General features: G+C 64.9%; 13 protein-coding genes. 5 read left to right on the top strand and 8 right to left on the bottom strand.

From position 1 onward, the window contains the following. Positions 1-4: 4 nt before the first annotated feature. Positions 5-490: a twin-arginine translocation pathway signal protein gene (locus ACMCNM_RS26420; RefSeq protein WP_085272233.1), complete on the bottom strand. Its 486-nt coding sequence runs from the start codon at positions 488-490 to the stop codon at positions 5-7. A 10-nt stretch (positions 491-500) separates the two neighbouring features. Continuing rightward, on the bottom strand, positions 501-1,931 hold the full coding sequence (locus ACMCNM_RS26415) for a coniferyl aldehyde dehydrogenase (RefSeq protein ID WP_412765698.1): 1,431 nt from the start codon (positions 1,929-1,931) through the stop codon (positions 501-503). Positions 1,932-2,081: 150 nt separating this feature from the next. Between ACMCNM_RS26415 and ACMCNM_RS26410 the strand changes: the two genes are divergently transcribed. Together ACMCNM_RS26410 and ACMCNM_RS26405 are read left to right on the top strand one after the other, a co-directional pair. Next, the gene (locus tag ACMCNM_RS26410; protein WP_027592319.1) at positions 2,082-2,747 is read left to right on the top strand and encodes a TetR/AcrR family transcriptional regulator; all 666 of its coding nucleotides are present in this window, start codon (positions 2,082-2,084) and stop codon (positions 2,745-2,747) included. Between the two features lie 35 nt (positions 2,748-2,782). After that, on the top strand, positions 2,783-3,637 hold the full coding sequence (locus tag ACMCNM_RS26405) for a sulfurtransferase (RefSeq protein WP_186682827.1): 855 nt from the start codon (positions 2,783-2,785) through the stop codon (positions 3,635-3,637). 12 nt (positions 3,638-3,649) lie between these two features. Here ACMCNM_RS26405 and ACMCNM_RS26400 read toward each other — a convergent pair whose 3' ends face one another. From ACMCNM_RS26400 to ACMCNM_RS26375, 6 genes are all read right to left on the bottom strand, one after another. Beyond that, on the bottom strand, positions 3,650-4,642 hold the full coding sequence (locus ACMCNM_RS26400; RefSeq protein WP_186682825.1) for a hydrolase: 993 nt from the start codon (positions 4,640-4,642) through the stop codon (positions 3,650-3,652). Positions 4,643-4,702: 60 nt separating this feature from the next. Beyond that, a complete protein-coding gene (locus ACMCNM_RS26395; protein ID WP_412765697.1) occupies positions 4,703-6,064 on the bottom strand; it encodes a M16 family metallopeptidase in 1,362 nt (453 codons plus the stop codon). Continuing rightward, positions 6,057-7,349: a M16 family metallopeptidase gene (locus ACMCNM_RS26390; protein WP_412765696.1), complete on the bottom strand. Its 1,293-nt coding sequence runs from the start codon at positions 7,347-7,349 to the stop codon at positions 6,057-6,059. Before ACMCNM_RS26390 ends, ACMCNM_RS26395 begins: the two co-directional genes overlap by 8 nt. A gap of 120 nt (positions 7,350-7,469) precedes the next feature. Beyond that, positions 7,470-8,072, bottom strand: a complete 603-nt coding sequence (gene rsmD / locus ACMCNM_RS26385; RefSeq protein WP_027592324.1) for a 16S rRNA (guanine(966)-N(2))-methyltransferase RsmD — start codon at positions 8,070-8,072, stop codon at positions 7,470-7,472. After that, positions 8,072-9,568, bottom strand: coding sequence for a M16 family metallopeptidase (locus ACMCNM_RS26380; protein WP_412765695.1), 1,497 nt, complete (start codon positions 9,566-9,568; stop codon positions 8,072-8,074). The genes rsmD and ACMCNM_RS26380 overlap by 1 nt, the downstream gene beginning before the upstream one ends. Then, complete coding sequence (locus tag ACMCNM_RS26375; RefSeq protein ID WP_186683357.1) at positions 9,561-10,916, bottom strand: M16 family metallopeptidase; 1,356 nt, start codon at positions 10,914-10,916, stop codon at positions 9,561-9,563. Before ACMCNM_RS26375 ends, ACMCNM_RS26380 begins: the two co-directional genes overlap by 8 nt. A 231-nt stretch (positions 10,917-11,147) precedes the next feature. On the opposite strand from ACMCNM_RS26375, the gene ftsY reads away from it, so the two are divergent. Genes ftsY through ftsX form a run of 3 tightly spaced genes read left to right on the top strand, consistent with a single transcriptional unit; the run spans position 11,148 to position 14,385 of the window. After that, a complete protein-coding gene (gene ftsY, locus ACMCNM_RS26370; RefSeq protein ID WP_412765694.1) occupies positions 11,148-12,698 on the top strand; it encodes a signal recognition particle-docking protein FtsY in 1,551 nt (516 codons plus the stop codon). Then, complete coding sequence (ftsE, locus tag ACMCNM_RS26365; RefSeq protein ID WP_027592328.1) at positions 12,695-13,366, top strand: cell division ATP-binding protein FtsE; 672 nt, start codon at positions 12,695-12,697, stop codon at positions 13,364-13,366. Before ftsY ends, ftsE begins: the two co-directional genes overlap by 4 nt. Beyond that, positions 13,363-14,385, top strand: coding sequence for a permease-like cell division protein FtsX (gene ftsX, locus ACMCNM_RS26360; RefSeq protein WP_085272240.1), 1,023 nt, complete (start codon positions 13,363-13,365; stop codon positions 14,383-14,385). Before ftsE ends, ftsX begins: the two co-directional genes overlap by 4 nt. Positions 14,386-14,475 lie beyond the last annotated feature (90 nt).

The raw sequence follows: 14,475 nt of genomic DNA, 5'->3' as shown, positions 1-14,475 counted from the left end.
GTGGTCAGATCTTCGGTGGCCCTGGGTAGCCGCAGGCAGCCCAGGCTTCCGGCCGTTCATACCAGGCCATCTGCAGCAATTGCAGCAACGAGGCGTGGCCCATGCGCAGCAGGTTCAGCGAACTGTCCTGCCAGCGTTGCAGAAACGCGTTGATCTGCTCGCTGCTGGCCTGCTGCCAGGCGCCCCACACGCCGGTCAGCGGGCCACGGGTCAGCGGCAGGCTGAGCACGTCGAACAGTTGCCGGGTGAGCTTGAGCATTTCTGGCGACAGCGCCGCCAGTTTGTGATCGAGGCTGTGCAGCACCAGCGCCTCGACGGCCTGGGTGCCGGCCAGTACCACCGGGATCAGCGCGCTCAACAGGGGCAGGTCGTCATCACGCAGCACCTTGTAACCGGGCGCGGCCGACTGTGCCGTGCAGCCGACCAGGCTGGTGGTGGCGAGGAAGGCGCTGGCGCCCAGGCTGAAGCGGAGCAAGTCGCGACGCTGCATGGGCTTGGGCTCAGCGGATGAACAGCTTGTAGACCAGGCGCTGCAAGGCCTTGCCATACGGTGGGTAAATCAGGCGTGCAGCGTTCAGGCGCTGTTTGGCCAGCACGGCCTTGGCCTTGCTGAAGGTCAGAAAACCCTCGTGGCCGTGGTAGTGGCCCATGCCGGAAGGCCCGATGCCGCCAAAGGGCAGGTCGTCCTGAGCCACATGCAGCAGGGTGTCGTTCAGGCAAACACCGCCGGAGTGGCTGTGGCGCAGCACGTGCTCCTGTTCGCTGCGGTCGTAGCCGAAGTAGTAAAGGGCCAGTGGGCGAGGGCGCTGGTTGATGTAGGCCAATGCCTGGTCGAGGCTGTCGTAGGGCACCAGCGGCAGCAGCGGGCCGAAGATTTCGTCCTGCATCACCTGCATCTCGTCGTTCACGTCCAGCAGCAGGTGAGGGGGCAGGCGTCGTCCCTGGCACGGCTCACCTGGGTACAGGTCGAGCACCTGGGCGCCTTGGTCACGGGCGTCGTCCAGCAGGTGCTGCAGGCGCTGCAACTGCCGCGGGTTGATGATGGCGGTGTAGTCGGGGTTGTCGGCGATACGCGGGAACAGGCGGTGGACGGCGGACTGGTAAGCGTCACTGAAGGCCCCCAGCCGCTCGCGCGGTACCAGCACGTAGTCGGGGGCCACGCAGGTTTGGCCGGCGTTCAGGGTTTTGCCGAAGGCGATGCGCTCGGCCGCGCTGTCCAGGGGTACGCTGGCCGAGACGATGGCCGGGGATTTGCCGCCCAGCTCCAGGGTGACCGGGGTCAGGTTGTGCGCCGCGGCCAGCATCACTTGGCGGCCGACGCTGGTTGCACCGGTGAACAGCAGGTGGTCGAACGGCAGCCGGGCAAAGGCCTGGGCAACCTCGACCTCACCCAGCACCACGCTGACCAGGTCTTCGGGGAACACGCGCGCCAGCAACTGCTGGAGGGCCAGGGCGCTGGCGGGCGTTGCTTCGCTGAGCTTGAGCATGACCCGGTTGCCGGCGGCCAGGGCACAGGTCAGCGGGCCAATGGCGAGAAACAGCGGGTAGTTCCACGGCACGATGATGCCGACCACCCCCAGCGGTTGATAGCGCACCTGCGCGCTGGCGGGCTGGAAGGCCAGGCCGACGCGGCGCCGGCTGGCGCGCATCCAGCGTCGCAGGTGTTTTTCGGCGTGGCGCAGGCCCTGGACCGAGGGCAGCAATTCCGCCAGCAAGGTTTCATCGGCGCTGCGCCCGTCAAAGTCTTGATCGATGGCTTCGATCAGCTGCGTTTGCTCGGCCAGCAGTGCCTCGCGCAGGCTCTTCAGCCATTGCCGGCGCTGGGCTGCCGGGGGGGCGGGGTTACCCGCAAAAGCCAGGCGTTGGGCGGCGAACCTCGCCGTCAGGTCGAGGTCGGAATGCACAGGAGGCACGTCAACGGGCGAGGTCATATCGGCTCGAATCCGGGCAGGAAACCCCTAGAGCCTATACTCTAATACGAACGATCGTGCGAATTTTTCGCTGGCGTCGAGCGGTGTATTCCACACCGGATACGCCTTAAGATGGCCCTTTGATCAAGGCCCGCAGACTGGGAGCTGAGCATGGCCCCGCGCATGAAGACCCGAGAGCGCATCGTGCAGAACAGCCTGGAGCTGTTCAACCAGCAGGGCGAACGTAGCGTCAGTACCAACCACATTGCCGCGCACATGGAAATTTCGCCCGGCAACCTGTATTACCACTTCCCCAACAAGCAGGCGATCATCGCCCTGTTGTTCAGCCAGTACGAAGAGCTGGTGGACAGCTTCTTGCGCCCGCCTCAAGGGCGTTGCGCCACCGTGGAAGACAAACGTTTCTACCTCAAGGCCCTGCTCGCGGCGATGTGGAACTACCGCTTCCTGCACCGCGACCTGGAGCACCTGCTGGACAGCGACCCCGAGCTGGCCGCCCGTTACCGGCGGTTTTCCGAGCGCTGCCTGCGTCAGGGCCAAGCGATTTACCGTGGCTTCGTCGACGCCGGGATCCTGGCCATGGCGCCGGCGCAGATCGAGTCGCTGACCATAAATGCCTGGATCGTCCTGACCTCATGGGTGCGCTTTCTCAGCACCACGCGCGAGCATTCCGCGCACCTGGGTGAAGAAGCCTTCAAGCGGGGCGTCTATCAGGTATTGGTGCTGGAGCTCGGCTTTGTCACCGCAGATGCCCGCAGCGCCGTGGACGCGCTGTGCCAGGAATTCCACGTACCCTTCAACCAGGCCTTGGAACTGTAAACCAGGGCTCGAGTGCTATCGATCAGGAGATTGTCATGCCCCTCGCGCAATTGATCACCCCGCAAGCGTTGGCCGAGCGTCTGGGCTCGCCCGATTTGGTGATCCTCGACTGCCGCTTTGCCCTCGAGGATGTGGATTATGGCCAACGCAGCTATGCCGAGGGGCATATTGCCGGGGCGCACTTCGCTGACCTGGAGCGCGACCTCAGTGGCCCGATAAGCAAGGGGCGCACGGGGCGCCACCCTTTGCCCGATGCGGCGCGGTTGGTCGAGCGTCTGCGTGAGTGGGGCGTGGACAATGACAGCGAGGTGGTGCTGTACGACGACGGCCCGGGTGCGTTTGCTGCTCGTGCCTGGTGGTTGCTGGCCTGGCTGGGCAAGCGCAGCGGCGTGTCGATTCTCGATGGCGGGCTCAAGGCATGGCATGCGGCGCACCTGCCGCTGAGCCTGGACCCACCGCTCAAACGCGAAGGGACCTTCAAGGGCGAACCGGACAGCAAGCTGCTGATCGATGCCGAGCACCTGGCCAAGCACCTGGGCGATGCCGAGCTGACGTTGATCGACGCCCGCGCGCTGCCGCGCTTCCGGGGTGAAGTCGAGCCGATCGACCCGGTCGCTGGGCACATCCCTGGCGCGCAGTGCGCGGCATTCACCGACAACCTGGGGGCCGACGGGCGTTTTCTGCCGGCTGAAGCGCTCAAACAACGGTTCGCAGAAAAACTGGCCGGGCGCTCGCCGGAGCACCTGGTGGCCTACTGCGGGTCGGGCGTGACCGCTTGCCACAACCTGTTTGCTTTGGCGCTGGCGGGCTATCCCCTGGGGCGGCTGTATGCGGGGTCGTGGAGCGAATGGATCAACAACCCGGCGCACGGGGTGGCTACCGGGGATTGACCCAGGCCGTCTCTAGGCGCCCTCTACCAGCCACTGCGGAATCCGCCGCTCCAGGTAATACCCCGGGTTGCGCAGGCTGCCATCGACAAAGCCCACATGGCCGCCGCGGTTGTGCAGTTCAAAGTGCGTCTGCGGCGCCAGTTCGCTGGCCAGGGGCAAGCTGTGGCTGGAGACGAACGGGTCGTCGCTGGCGTGGATGATCAGGGTTGGGGTGCGATTCTCGCCCAGGAAGAAGCGGCTCGATGAGCGCCGGTAATAGTCGTGTGCATCGTTGAACCCGTTCAGCGGCGCGGTGACCTTACCGTCGAAGTCCCAGAAGGTACGCAGGTTGGTCAGCGGCCCCAGCCGTTGCAGTGCCGCCAGCCGCTCATGCTGGCCCTTCTCATGAAAATGCCGCTGCTTGAGCTGTACATAGGCCAACATCTCGCGCATGAAGTGCGCCTGATAGACCTTGGAAAAGCCTTGGCCGATGCGGTCGGCACACTGGTCCAGACGAAATGGCACCGACACCGCCACCGCCGCTTCCAGCTGGCTGGCCGATCCACTTTCGCCCAGGTACTTGAGCAACACATTGCCACCCAACGAATAACCCACCGCGTAAAGCGGCGCCAATGGGCGCTGGACGCGCAGGTGGGCGACGATTTCTGCCAGGTCTTCGCTGGCGCCGGAGTGGTAGCTGCGCGGCAGCAGGTTCGGCTCGCCCGAGCAACCGCGCCAGTTCACCGCCACACTGGCCCAGCCGCGGCCCTGCAGGGCTTGCTGCAAGCCTTTGACATAGGGCGAGTGGGAGGAACCGGTGAGGCCATGCAGGACCAGCACCAACGGTGCATCCGGTTGGTGCGGGCCGTGCCAGTCGAGGTCGATGAAATCGCCATCGGCCAGCCACAGCCGCTCGCGGTCGCGTTGCAGTTCGGGCAGCTTGCGCCAGAGCGGCCCCCACAAGGTTTGCAGATGGGGGTTGGACAGGCCGACGGCAGGGCGGAACGTAGCAGTGAAACTGGGCATGCTGGGCGACTCGTGATGTGCCTGCCTAGAGTGCCATGAAACGCCGCCGCTGTACCTGCGCTATTGGTCGGAGGCCGGCAGCGGTTGCTGATCGGCATCCGGGCCGACGCTGACAAGTACCCTGCGCGTCAGGTCGAACCTGCGTTGCATGACGTCGCGGACCGCCTCCGGGGTCAGCTCGGCCAAGCGCTCGTTATACGTGTTCAGGTGATCGGCAGGTTGGCCTTGCTGGGTGGTTTCGGTGAGCAACTCGGCCAGGCGCTTGTTCTGCGCAACCGTGCGCAACAACTCCCCAGCCAGCTGTTGGCAGGCCAGTTGCAGCTCGGCCTCGGTCGGCCCGTGCAGCACCAAGTCGCGAAGCAAGGCCTCTACCAGGGCTTGAGAGCTTTTAACGTAGGGTGGGGCGATTTCCCACTCGATCGCGAAGAGCCCTCCAACGCGCTTGGGCACCAGCTGGCTGTAGATGCCGTAGGTCAAGCCCTGGCGTTGGCGCAGCGCTTTCATCAAGCGGGAGTCGGAACCCACACTCAGCACCTCGCAGGCCAACTTCAGGGCAAGGAACTCAGGGTCGTTGGCCGGTACGTCGATCGGCAGCGCAAGAAGAATCGCGTTGCCGGCCCCGGCCTGCTCGATGTTGATTGTGGTGCCCGACGTTTGTGGCGCAGCTGGCAGCTCAGCGGCAGCCCAGCCTTGGGGCAATGCCTGGCTGATACGCTGTGCCATGGCCTGCGCCTCGATGCGGGACAGATCCCCGACCACGACCATTTCCAGGTTGGTGGCGGAGTAGGCGCGTCGGTGAAACGCTCTCAGGTCAGCGGGCGTGACTGCGTCGAGCACTTGCGTAGTGCTTTCCTGTGGCTGGCCGTAGGGGTGATCGTAGAAGAGGTGGCGATAGGCTTCGCTGCGTGCTCTGAGTACTGGCTGCCTGGCGCGAGCTGCGTCATGCAGCACCAGCTGGCGTTTGATCTTCTCCAGGGCGGGGGCTGGAAATGCTGGTTGTGCGACGAGGCTGGTGAACAGCTCGATGGCAGGGTCGAGCAGTGCTTTGGTACTGACACTGCGCAGGCTCAGCGTGGCGTGATCGTGGCGTATCTGCTTTTCAACCACCGCACCCAGCCGCTCGATACGTTGCGCATGTTCGGCGGCATTGAAGCGCAGGCTGCCCTCGTCGAGCATGTACAGCGTCAGGGCCGCCAGGCTGGGTGAGTCAACCGAGGCAGTACCGGCGTTAAAGCACAGCACCACATCGACGATAGGCAAGCCGCGGGCTTCGACGAACGTGACGCCTGTTCCCGCGTCGGTTCTCCAGGTGTGTACCTTGGTGCGGATGACCTCGCGCTGTTGCAGGTCCAGCCCTTGGGCGGAGAGTAGGCCGCCGTAGATGCCATGTGCCGCCGGAGGGGGCGATATCCTGTCATTCATGGGCGCGCTCCTTGTCGTGCATGTAGGTGATCGCTGTGCGAGGCGCTGTCAGGTAGGCGACGGCGGCCTGGTGCACCTGCTCGGCCGTCACGGCTTCGAGGGTGGCTCGTTCATCATCCAGCGCGATGGGGTCCAGCCCGCAAACCGCCTGCCTGCCGATGGCATGTGCTTGCTCAGCGATGGCGTCCCGGGCAAACAGCTGCCTGGCGAGGAGGCGTGCCTTGGCGCGCTGAAGCGCCTCGATGCTGGGCGGCTGCTGACGAAAGCGTTCGATTTCAGCCAACAGCCTGTCGGCTGCAGCCTCGGGCGTGATGTGCGCACTACAGAAGGCGTAGAGCGTCAGCAGGCTGTCGCCGCGCCGATACGGTTGGTACGTCGCCTTCAGGGCTTGCAGCACCTGTTCGTCTATCACCAGCAGGCGGCGGAGGGTAGCGGTGTGGCCTTCGCTGAGGAGATCGGGCAGCAACCGCAACGCATGGGCTTGCGCGTTGGACGTGGCAGTGCGTTGGCTGGGCAGGTTAAAACTGAGGATCACGCCAGGCCTCAGGCCTTGCAGGTGCACTGTTTGAGAGCGGCGCGTCAGTTCGGCATCCTCGACGGGCGTTTGACGGGGTGGCAGGCGATGGGCGGGGATCACGGCAAAGTGCCGCGCTACCAGTGCCTGCAGCGGCTGCAGCCCGATATCGCCGACGACTGACAAGGTCGCGTTGTTTGGGTGATACCAGGTCTGGTACCAGGTGCGCGCCGCTGCGGGCGTCATGGCGTGGAGGTCGGCGGGGTGGCCGATCACCGGCGTTGCATAGCGGCTGTTGCCGTGGGCCAGCAACTGGTGCTGCTCCATGGCGAGGGCCAAGGGGTTGTTGTCGACATCGACGCGCCGCTCGGCCATCACCACTGCCAGTTCGCGGGCGAAGGGTGCATCGCTGAGCGTGGCAGTGGCCATGGTGTCGGCCATCGCTTCCAGTGCAATCTCCAGCCTGCTGACGGGCAAGGTCAGTGGAAAGACCGTGGCGTCTTCCAGCGTGAACGCATTCGGGTTACCGCCGAGGCGGGTCATCAGCGTCGAATATTGCCCGCTGGCCAGCTTGCTGCTGCCCTCGAACAGCAGATGCTCCAGGGCATGGGACAGGCCGCTGTGGCCGTCAGGCTCGTCGATGGAGCCTACGTGGTACCACAGCTGCACGCTGACCAGCGGGGCGCGACGATCTTCGCGCAGGTAGACGCGCAGGCCATTGGCGAGGGCAAAGGACTGTACCGACGGTGTCGGTTTTGGCGGTTCGGTCATGGTTGAAGTGCTCCAGCAAGAAACGAAGGAGCAGCTTCAGCCAGGGGGCCGGTTGCTGTGCGGTAGCTAAATACGCCAACGCTTTACGCTGACAATGTACGCCGGCCTGATGTCAGGTGATCAGCCCCGCTGCCAGAGCGCGTAATGCACCTGACCGGTCTTTTTCTCCCGGTGCAGGCGCCAGTTGCCCGGCAGTTGCAAGGCCGAGGGTGCGGTTTCGCTCTCGGTGTAGATCCACGCCTGTTCCCGCAGCCACTGGTTCTGTTCCAGCAGGTTGCAGGTGTTGGCCAGCAGGTCCTGGTGGAACGGTGGATCGAGGAACACCACGTCGAACTGCTGCTTGGCCGGGTTCTGCAGGTAGCGCAGCGCGTCGGTTTGCAGAATTTGCCCGCGAGGGCAGCGCAGCAGCTCGAGGTTGTCTTTGAGATTGCTGATGGCGGCGGGGTTGCTGTCCAGTGCCACGGCATCTTCGGCGCCGCGCGACAAGGCTTCCAGCACCAGCGCGCCGCTGCCGGTGAAGGCGTCCAGCACGCGGGCGCCTTCGATGTAGGGCGCGAGCCAGTTGAACACGGTTTCGCGCACGCGATCAGGCGTTGGCCGCAGGCCGTCGCCTTCAGGCACCGCCAGGCGGCGGCTGCGCCACTCGCCGGCGATGATGCGCAGGTGGCCCTGGCCCTTGCTGTGGCCCGGTTGAGGGCGGGCGGGAGGGGTGGATCTTGGCATTAGTGCTCCGGTACGCCGAGCGGTTGCTCGGAAGGCTTGTCAGTGGGGGCTGGCAGCGGTTTTTGCGGCACCTTGGGGCCCGCGGTGACGATCACCAGTTTATCGGCTGACAGGTGTTTGTTCATGGCGGCCTTGACCTGCTCGACGGTGAGCGCCTGGGACTGCTGCATGAAGTCCTCCAGCCAGGTCAGCGGCAGGTTGTAGAAGCCAATGGCCCCCAGTTGGCCGACGATACTGGCGTTGCTGGCATTGGACAGCGGGAAGCTGCCGGCCAGCTCGCGCTTGGCATCGTCCAGCTCTTGCTGGGTCGGGCCGCTCTTGAGGTAATCGGCCAGGATGTCCTGGACCAGCTTGAGGGTGCCTTCGCTGAGTTCGGCGCGGGTTTGCAGGTTGATCATGAACGGGCCACGTACCTGCATCGGGCTGAACACCGAGTAGACGCCGTAAGTGAGCCCGCGTTTTTCACGCACTTCGCTCATCAGGCGGGTGCCAAACGCACCACCGCCGAGGATCTGGTTGCCCAGCGACAGGGCCGGCCAGTCCGGGTCCTGGCGGTCGATACCCAGCTCGGCCAGCATCAGGTGGGTCTGCTTGGACGGGAAGTCGATGTGGGTCAGGCCCGCCTTGGGGTCGGTCGGTTGGGCCGGTGCAGCCAGCGCCGGGCCTTTCGGCAGGCCGGCGGATACCTGGGCGGCAATGGCTTCGGCTTCGGCGCGGCTGAGGTCGCCGACCAGGGCGATGACCGCGTTGCCGGCCGAGTAGGCCTTGGCGTGGAAGGCGCGCAACTGTGCCAGGGTGATGCCGTTGATGCTCTCGGCGCTGCCGTCGCTCGGGTGGGCGTACGGGTGGTCGCCGTACAGCTTGCCGAACAGGGCCTTGCCCGCGAGCTTGCCGGGGTTCTGCTTGTCGTATTCGAAGCCGGCCAGCATCTGGTTCTTGATGCGCTTGAGGGCGTCCTCGGGGAAGGTCGGCTTGCCGGCCACTTCAGCGAACAGCTTGAGCGCCGGTTCGCGCTTGTCCTTGGTGCTCAGGCTGCGCAGCGATGCCACGGCCATGTCGCGGTACGAGCCGTTGCCGAAGTCTGCGCCCAGGCCCTCGAAGCCTTCGGCAATGGCGGTCACGTCCTTGCCGGCCACGCCCTCGTTGAGCATGGCGTTGGTCAAAGCGGCCAGGCCTGGCGTGCCGCCGTCCTGGCTGCTACCGGCGGCGAAGGTGACGCGCAGGTCGAACATCGGCAGTTCGCGGGCTTCGACGAACAGTACCCGGGCGCCTTCGGCGGTGTTCCAGTGCTGGATGTTCAGTTGACGTCGGCTGGGGGCCTTGCCGTCCAGCTCGGCCAGCGACTGCAGGGTATTGGCCGGGCGGGCCGCGGTGCTCTCAGCCTTGGCCGCGTTGTCGGCCAGGGCCAGGGCCGGGGCCGTCAATACCGCCGCCAGCGCCAGGGCGCGGATGCCCGTGGCCAGCAGGGTGTGGCGTGGTGCGCTGCGATCACTCATGAGCGGACTCCTCGGGCAATACATGGGCAACGCTCAGGCGTTCGCGGGTGAAATAGGTGCGCGCAGCGTTCTGGATGTCTTGCGGGGTCACGCGCTTGAGCTCGTCCAGTTCGCTGTCGATCAGCTTCCAAGACAGGCCCACGGTCTCCAGCTGGCCGATGGTGGTGGCCTGGCTGCTGATGGAGTCGCGGTCGTAGACCAGGCCGGCGATCACCTGGGCGCGCACGCGTTCGAGTTCTTCGGCGCTGGGTGGGGTGGTCTTGAGTTCTTCCAGCAACTGCCAGATGCCCTTTTCCACGTCTTCCATGGTTTTTTGCTTTTGCACGTTCGGCGTGGCCGAGATCAGGAACAGGCTGTCGCCACGGGTGAAGGCGTTGTAGCTGGACGACGCACCGGCCACCAGCTCCTGGCCACGCTCCAGGCGGGCTGGCATCCGTGCGCTGTAGCCGCCATCGAGCAGGGCCGAGATCAGGCGCAGGGCATGCACCGTGCGCGGGTCCTTGGCGGTCGGCAGGCCAGGTACGTTGAAGCCGTAGATCAGGCTCGGCAACTGGGTGCGCACGTGTAAGGTCAACTGGCGTTGGCCGGGTTCGGCCAGCTCAAGCGGCAGCTTGGCGGGCGGCACCGCACGCTTGGGAATGCCGGCGAAGTACTTTTGCGCCAGGCCCTTGACCTCATCGACGGTGACATCGCCGACCACCACCAGGGTGGCATTGTTGGGCGCATACCAGGATTCGTACCAATGGCGCAGCTCTTCGACCTTCATGCGGTCGAGGTCGGCCATCCAGCCAATGGTCGGGGTGTGGTAGCCACTGGCCGGGTAGGCCATCGCGCGGAACAGCTCGAACGCCTTGGCATTGGGCTGATCGTCGGTGCGCAGGCGGCGCTCCTCTTTGATCACTTCTATTTCGCGGCTGAACTCGTCGGCGGGCAGGCGCAGGCTGGCCAGGCGATCGGCCTCCAGCTCAAGGGCCACCGGCAGGCGGTCGCGGGCCAGCACCTGGTAATAGGCCGTGTAGTCGTCGCTGGTGAAGGCGTTCTCTTCCGCACCCAGGTCGCGCAGGATGCGCGAGGCCTCGCCGGGGCCGACTTTGGCGCTACCCTTGAACATCATGTGTTCAAGGGCGTGGGACAGGCCGGTCTGGCCCGGGGTCTCGTAGCTGGAGCCCACCTTGTACCAGATCTGCGAGACCACCACCGGCGCGCGGTGATCTTCGCGCACGACCACCTTGAGGCCGTTGTCGAGGATGAATTCGTGGGTCGGTTGCACATCGGCGGCGAAGGCCGCGAGCGGCAGGCAGAGCGTGCCGAGCAACAGGCCAGCGGCCCGGCGGGCTAGAGCATTCATACGGTGTTTAACCTGTTCGGCGGCCCGCAGGGTTTAGCGTCGGCGGGCCAGGAGGTGCTAGGATACTGATCCGGTTGCCTGGCGACCATGCCTGTCGCCGTTCTGGCCCACAGGACACTAAGACAAAACGTTGCGCATGAACCAGCCGGCTTCAAGATAGTCTGTTCTGCGTATAGAGAATTCCCGATGCGTCATTGCTGGCGCATCGCTACCCTGAGATAGCCGTCCTCCATGTTTGGTTCCAACGACGACAAAAAAGCGCCGGCCGAGTCTGGCGAAAAGAAAGGCCTGTTCAGCTGGTTTCGCAAGAAGCCGCAGCAACCTGTCGCCGAACAGCCGCAAACACCCGAGCCACAGGCTGAAGAGCCGGTAGCAGCGCAGCCTGCCGTCGAGCAGCCTGCTGTGGCGCCGGCCGAACCGGTGGCCGCACAAGCCCCTGTTGCGCCCGAGCCGCCTCAACCTGTGCCGGCCCTGGCTGACCCTGAGCCTTCTCAGCCTGCCCAGCCCCCTGTGGCGGCGAGCATGCCCGCGAACGCGCAAGCCAGTGCGCCGCAGGTCGAACGCCCAGCGCCGGTGGTGACTGCCCCCGAAGCCCCGGTAATTCGTGCCGTCGAGCCGCCTGTCAGCAATCTGGTATTGCCCGTTGCCGAAGAGCCTGTGGCCTTGGTGCCGGACCTTGAGCCCACGGCCCCGCCTGCAATTCCTGAGCGCCCAGTGGTCGAGCCTGCCGCGCCGGTGGTTGCCGAACCCGCCCCGGTCGCGGCTCCAGCTCCAGCCCCTGCTCCAGCTCCAGCTCCCGCTCCGGTCGACCCCGAGCCCGTTGCCGCGCCGGTCGCCACTGAACAGTCCAAACCCGGCTTCTTCGCCCGCCTCAAACAGGGCCTGTCCAAGACCAGCGCCAGTATCGGCGAAGGCATGGCCAGCCTGTTCCTGGGCAAGAAAGTCATCGATGACGACCTGCTCGACGAGATCGAGACCCGCCTGCTGACCGCCGACGTTGGCGTGGAAGCGACTTCGGCCATCGTCCAGAACCTGACCCAGAAGGTCGCCCGCAAGCAGTTGGCCGATGCCGATGCGCTGTACAAGTCGCTGCAGGAAGAACTGGCCGCGCTGCTGCGCCCGGTCGAGCAGCCGTTGAAGATCCAGGCGCAAAACAAGCCCTACGTGATCCTGGTGGTCGGCGTGAACGGCGCCGGCAAGACCACCACCATTGGCAAGCTGGCCAAGAAGCTGCAGCTGGAAGGCAAGAAGGTCATGCTGGCTGCGGGCGACACCTTCCGCGCCGCGGCGGTCGAGCAGTTGCAGGTTTGGGGTGAGCGTAACCAGATCCCGGTAATCGCCCAGCACACCGGTGCCGACTCGGCCTCGGTGATCTTCGACGCCGTGCAGGCCGCCAAGGCCCGTGGCGTCGACGTGCTGATCGCTGATACCGCCGGCCGTCTGCACACCAAAGACAACCTGATGGAAGAGCTGAAGAAGGTGCGCCGAGTGATCGGCAAACTCGACGCCGAGGCGCCGCACGAGGTGCTGCTGGTGCTCGACGCCGGCACCGGCCAGAACGCCATCAGCCAGGCCAAGTACTTCAACCAGAGCGTCGAGCTGACCGGCCTGGCCCTGACCAAGCTGGACGGCACCGCCAAGGGCGGCGTCATCTTCGCCCTGGCCAAGCAGTTCAGCATTCCGATCCGTTTCATCGGTGTGGGTGAAGGTATCGACGACCTGCGCACCTTCGAAGCCGAGCCGTTCGTCAAAGCGCTGTTCGCCGAGCGAGAGCATCCATGATCCGATTCGAACAGGTTGCCAAGCGCTATCCCAATGGCCATGTAGGCTTGCATGAGCTGAGTTTCCGGGCGCGCCGGGGCGAATTCCTGTTCGTCACCGGGCACTCGGGTGCCGGTAAGAGCACCTTGCTGCGCCTGCTGCTGGCCATGGAGCGCCCGACCAGCGGCAAGCTGCTGCTGGCAGGGCAGGACCTGGGCCAGATCAGCAATGCGCAGATCCCGTTCCTGCGCCGGCAGATCGGTGTGGTGTTCCAGAACCACCAGTTGCTGTTCGACCGCACGGTGTTCAACAACATCGCTTTGCCGCTGCAGATCCTCGGCCTGTCCAAGGCCGAGATCACCAAACGCGTCGACTCGGCCTTGGAGCGTGTCTCGCTGGCCGACAAAGGCGAATTGTTCCCGGCCGATTTGTCCACGGGGCAGCAACAACGGGTCGGTATCGCACGTGCCATCGTCCATCAGCCGGCCCTGTTGCTGGCCGACGAACCCACCGGCAACCTTGACCCGCGCCTGGCCGCAGAGATCATGGGCGTGTTCGAAGACATCAACCGCCTGGGCACCACGGTATTGATCGCCAGCCACGACCTGGCATTGATCGCGCGCATGCGGCATCGCATGCTGACCCTGCAGCGCGGCCGTTTGATCGGCGATGGGGAGGCCGGGCAATGAGCACTACACGTACGCCGAAAGTTTCCGAACGGGTTGCGCCGAAACCCGCCGACCCGCAACCGGCGAAGAAAAAGCGCGACGACGATGACGGCCCAGATTTCCGCACACTGCTGCACGCCTGGCTGGAAAGCCATCGCGCGAGCATGGCCGACAGCTTGCGTCGCCTCGGCAAGCAGCCGATCGGCAGCTTCTTCACCTGCCTGGTAATGGCAGTGGCGTTGAGCATGCCCATGGGCCTGTCGTTGCTGCTGAAGAACGTCGAAAAGCTCGGCGGCTCCTGGCAGCGCGCCGCGCAGATTTCGCTGTACCTCAAGCTCGACGCTGGCAGCAAGGAAGGTGAAGCGCTGCGCGACGAGATCAAGCACATGCCCGGGGTGGCCGACGCGCTGTATGTCAGCCGCGACCAAGCGCTGGAAGAGTTCCAGCAGCAGTCCGGCCTGGGTGAGGCGTTGCGCGAGCTCCCCGAGAACCCGCTGCCTGGCGTGGTGGTGGTGACCCCGACCGAGGTCGACAAGCCAGCACTTGAAGCCTTGCGTCAGCGCCTGTCGGAGCTGCCAAAGGTCGAAGTGGCACAGCTGGACCTGGTCTGGGTCGAGCGCCTGGCGGCAATCCTGAAGCTGGGCGATCGCTTTGTCTTCGGCCTGGCTGTCATGCTGATTTCTGCGCTGCTGTTAGTAATCGGTAACACAATTCGTCTACATATTGAAAACCGCCGTACCGAGATCGAAGTGATCAAGCTGGTCGGCGGCACCGATAGCTATGTACGCCGGCCGTTCCTGTACATGGGCGCCTTGTATGGCCTGGGCGCGGGGCTGTTGGCCTGGGGCATCCTGGCATTCGGCCTGAACTGGCTGAACCAGGCGGTCGTCGGGCTCTCCGGGCTGTATGGCAGTGACTTCGCCCTGGGTGGGGTGCCGGCGTCCGATGGTCTGTCGCTCTTGATCGGAGCGGTACTGTTGGGGTATATCGGTGCATGGATCGCGGTCGCTCGCCATTTGAATGAGCTGGCGCCACGATAGTTTTTCCCGTGCCAGCATTGACTTTATTACCGTTTTGGGAACTTGTTTACCGGTTTCCGGTCAATGTTGGCAGTGCCCACAAGGCGCGAG

The organism is Pseudomonas sp. NGC7 (genome assembly GCF_047159675.1).
Classification (GTDB): domain Bacteria; phylum Pseudomonadota; class Gammaproteobacteria; order Pseudomonadales; family Pseudomonadaceae; genus Aquipseudomonas; species Aquipseudomonas kermanshahensis.
This window is presented reverse-complemented; position numbering and strand designations above follow the sequence as displayed.

Excerpts from the sequence above, each read along its gene's own strand:
- ACMCNM_RS26395 (WP_412765697.1), bottom strand. The coding sequence starts at position 6,064 with ATGAATGACAGGATATCGCCCCCTCCGGCGGCACATGGCATCTACGGC.
- ACMCNM_RS26400 (WP_186682825.1), bottom strand. The coding sequence starts at position 4,642 with ATGCCCAGTTTCACTGCTACGTTCCGCCCTGCCGTCGGCCTGTCCAAC.
- ACMCNM_RS26380 (WP_412765695.1), bottom strand. The coding sequence starts at position 9,568 with ATGAGTGATCGCAGCGCACCACGCCACACCCTGCTGGCCACGGGCATC.
- ftsY (WP_412765694.1), top strand. The coding sequence starts at position 11,148 with ATGTTTGGTTCCAACGACGACAAAAAAGCGCCGGCCGAGTCTGGCGAA.
- rsmD (WP_027592324.1), bottom strand. The coding sequence starts at position 8,072 with ATGCCAAGATCCACCCCTCCCGCCCGCCCTCAACCGGGCCACAGCAAG.
- ACMCNM_RS26375 (WP_186683357.1), bottom strand. The coding sequence starts at position 10,916 with ATGAATGCTCTAGCCCGCCGGGCCGCTGGCCTGTTGCTCGGCACGCTC.
- ACMCNM_RS26415 (WP_412765698.1), bottom strand. The coding sequence starts at position 1,931 with ATGACCTCGCCCGTTGACGTGCCTCCTGTGCATTCCGACCTCGACCTG.
- ACMCNM_RS26405 (WP_186682827.1), top strand. The coding sequence starts at position 2,783 with ATGCCCCTCGCGCAATTGATCACCCCGCAAGCGTTGGCCGAGCGTCTG.
- ftsX (WP_085272240.1), top strand. The coding sequence starts at position 13,363 with ATGAGCACTACACGTACGCCGAAAGTTTCCGAACGGGTTGCGCCGAAA.
- ACMCNM_RS26420 (WP_085272233.1), bottom strand. The coding sequence starts at position 490 with ATGCAGCGTCGCGACTTGCTCCGCTTCAGCCTGGGCGCCAGCGCCTTC.
- ACMCNM_RS26410 (WP_027592319.1), top strand. The coding sequence starts at position 2,082 with ATGGCCCCGCGCATGAAGACCCGAGAGCGCATCGTGCAGAACAGCCTG.
- ACMCNM_RS26390 (WP_412765696.1), bottom strand. The coding sequence starts at position 7,349 with ATGACCGAACCGCCAAAACCGACACCGTCGGTACAGTCCTTTGCCCTC.
- ftsE (WP_027592328.1), top strand. The coding sequence starts at position 12,695 with ATGATCCGATTCGAACAGGTTGCCAAGCGCTATCCCAATGGCCATGTA.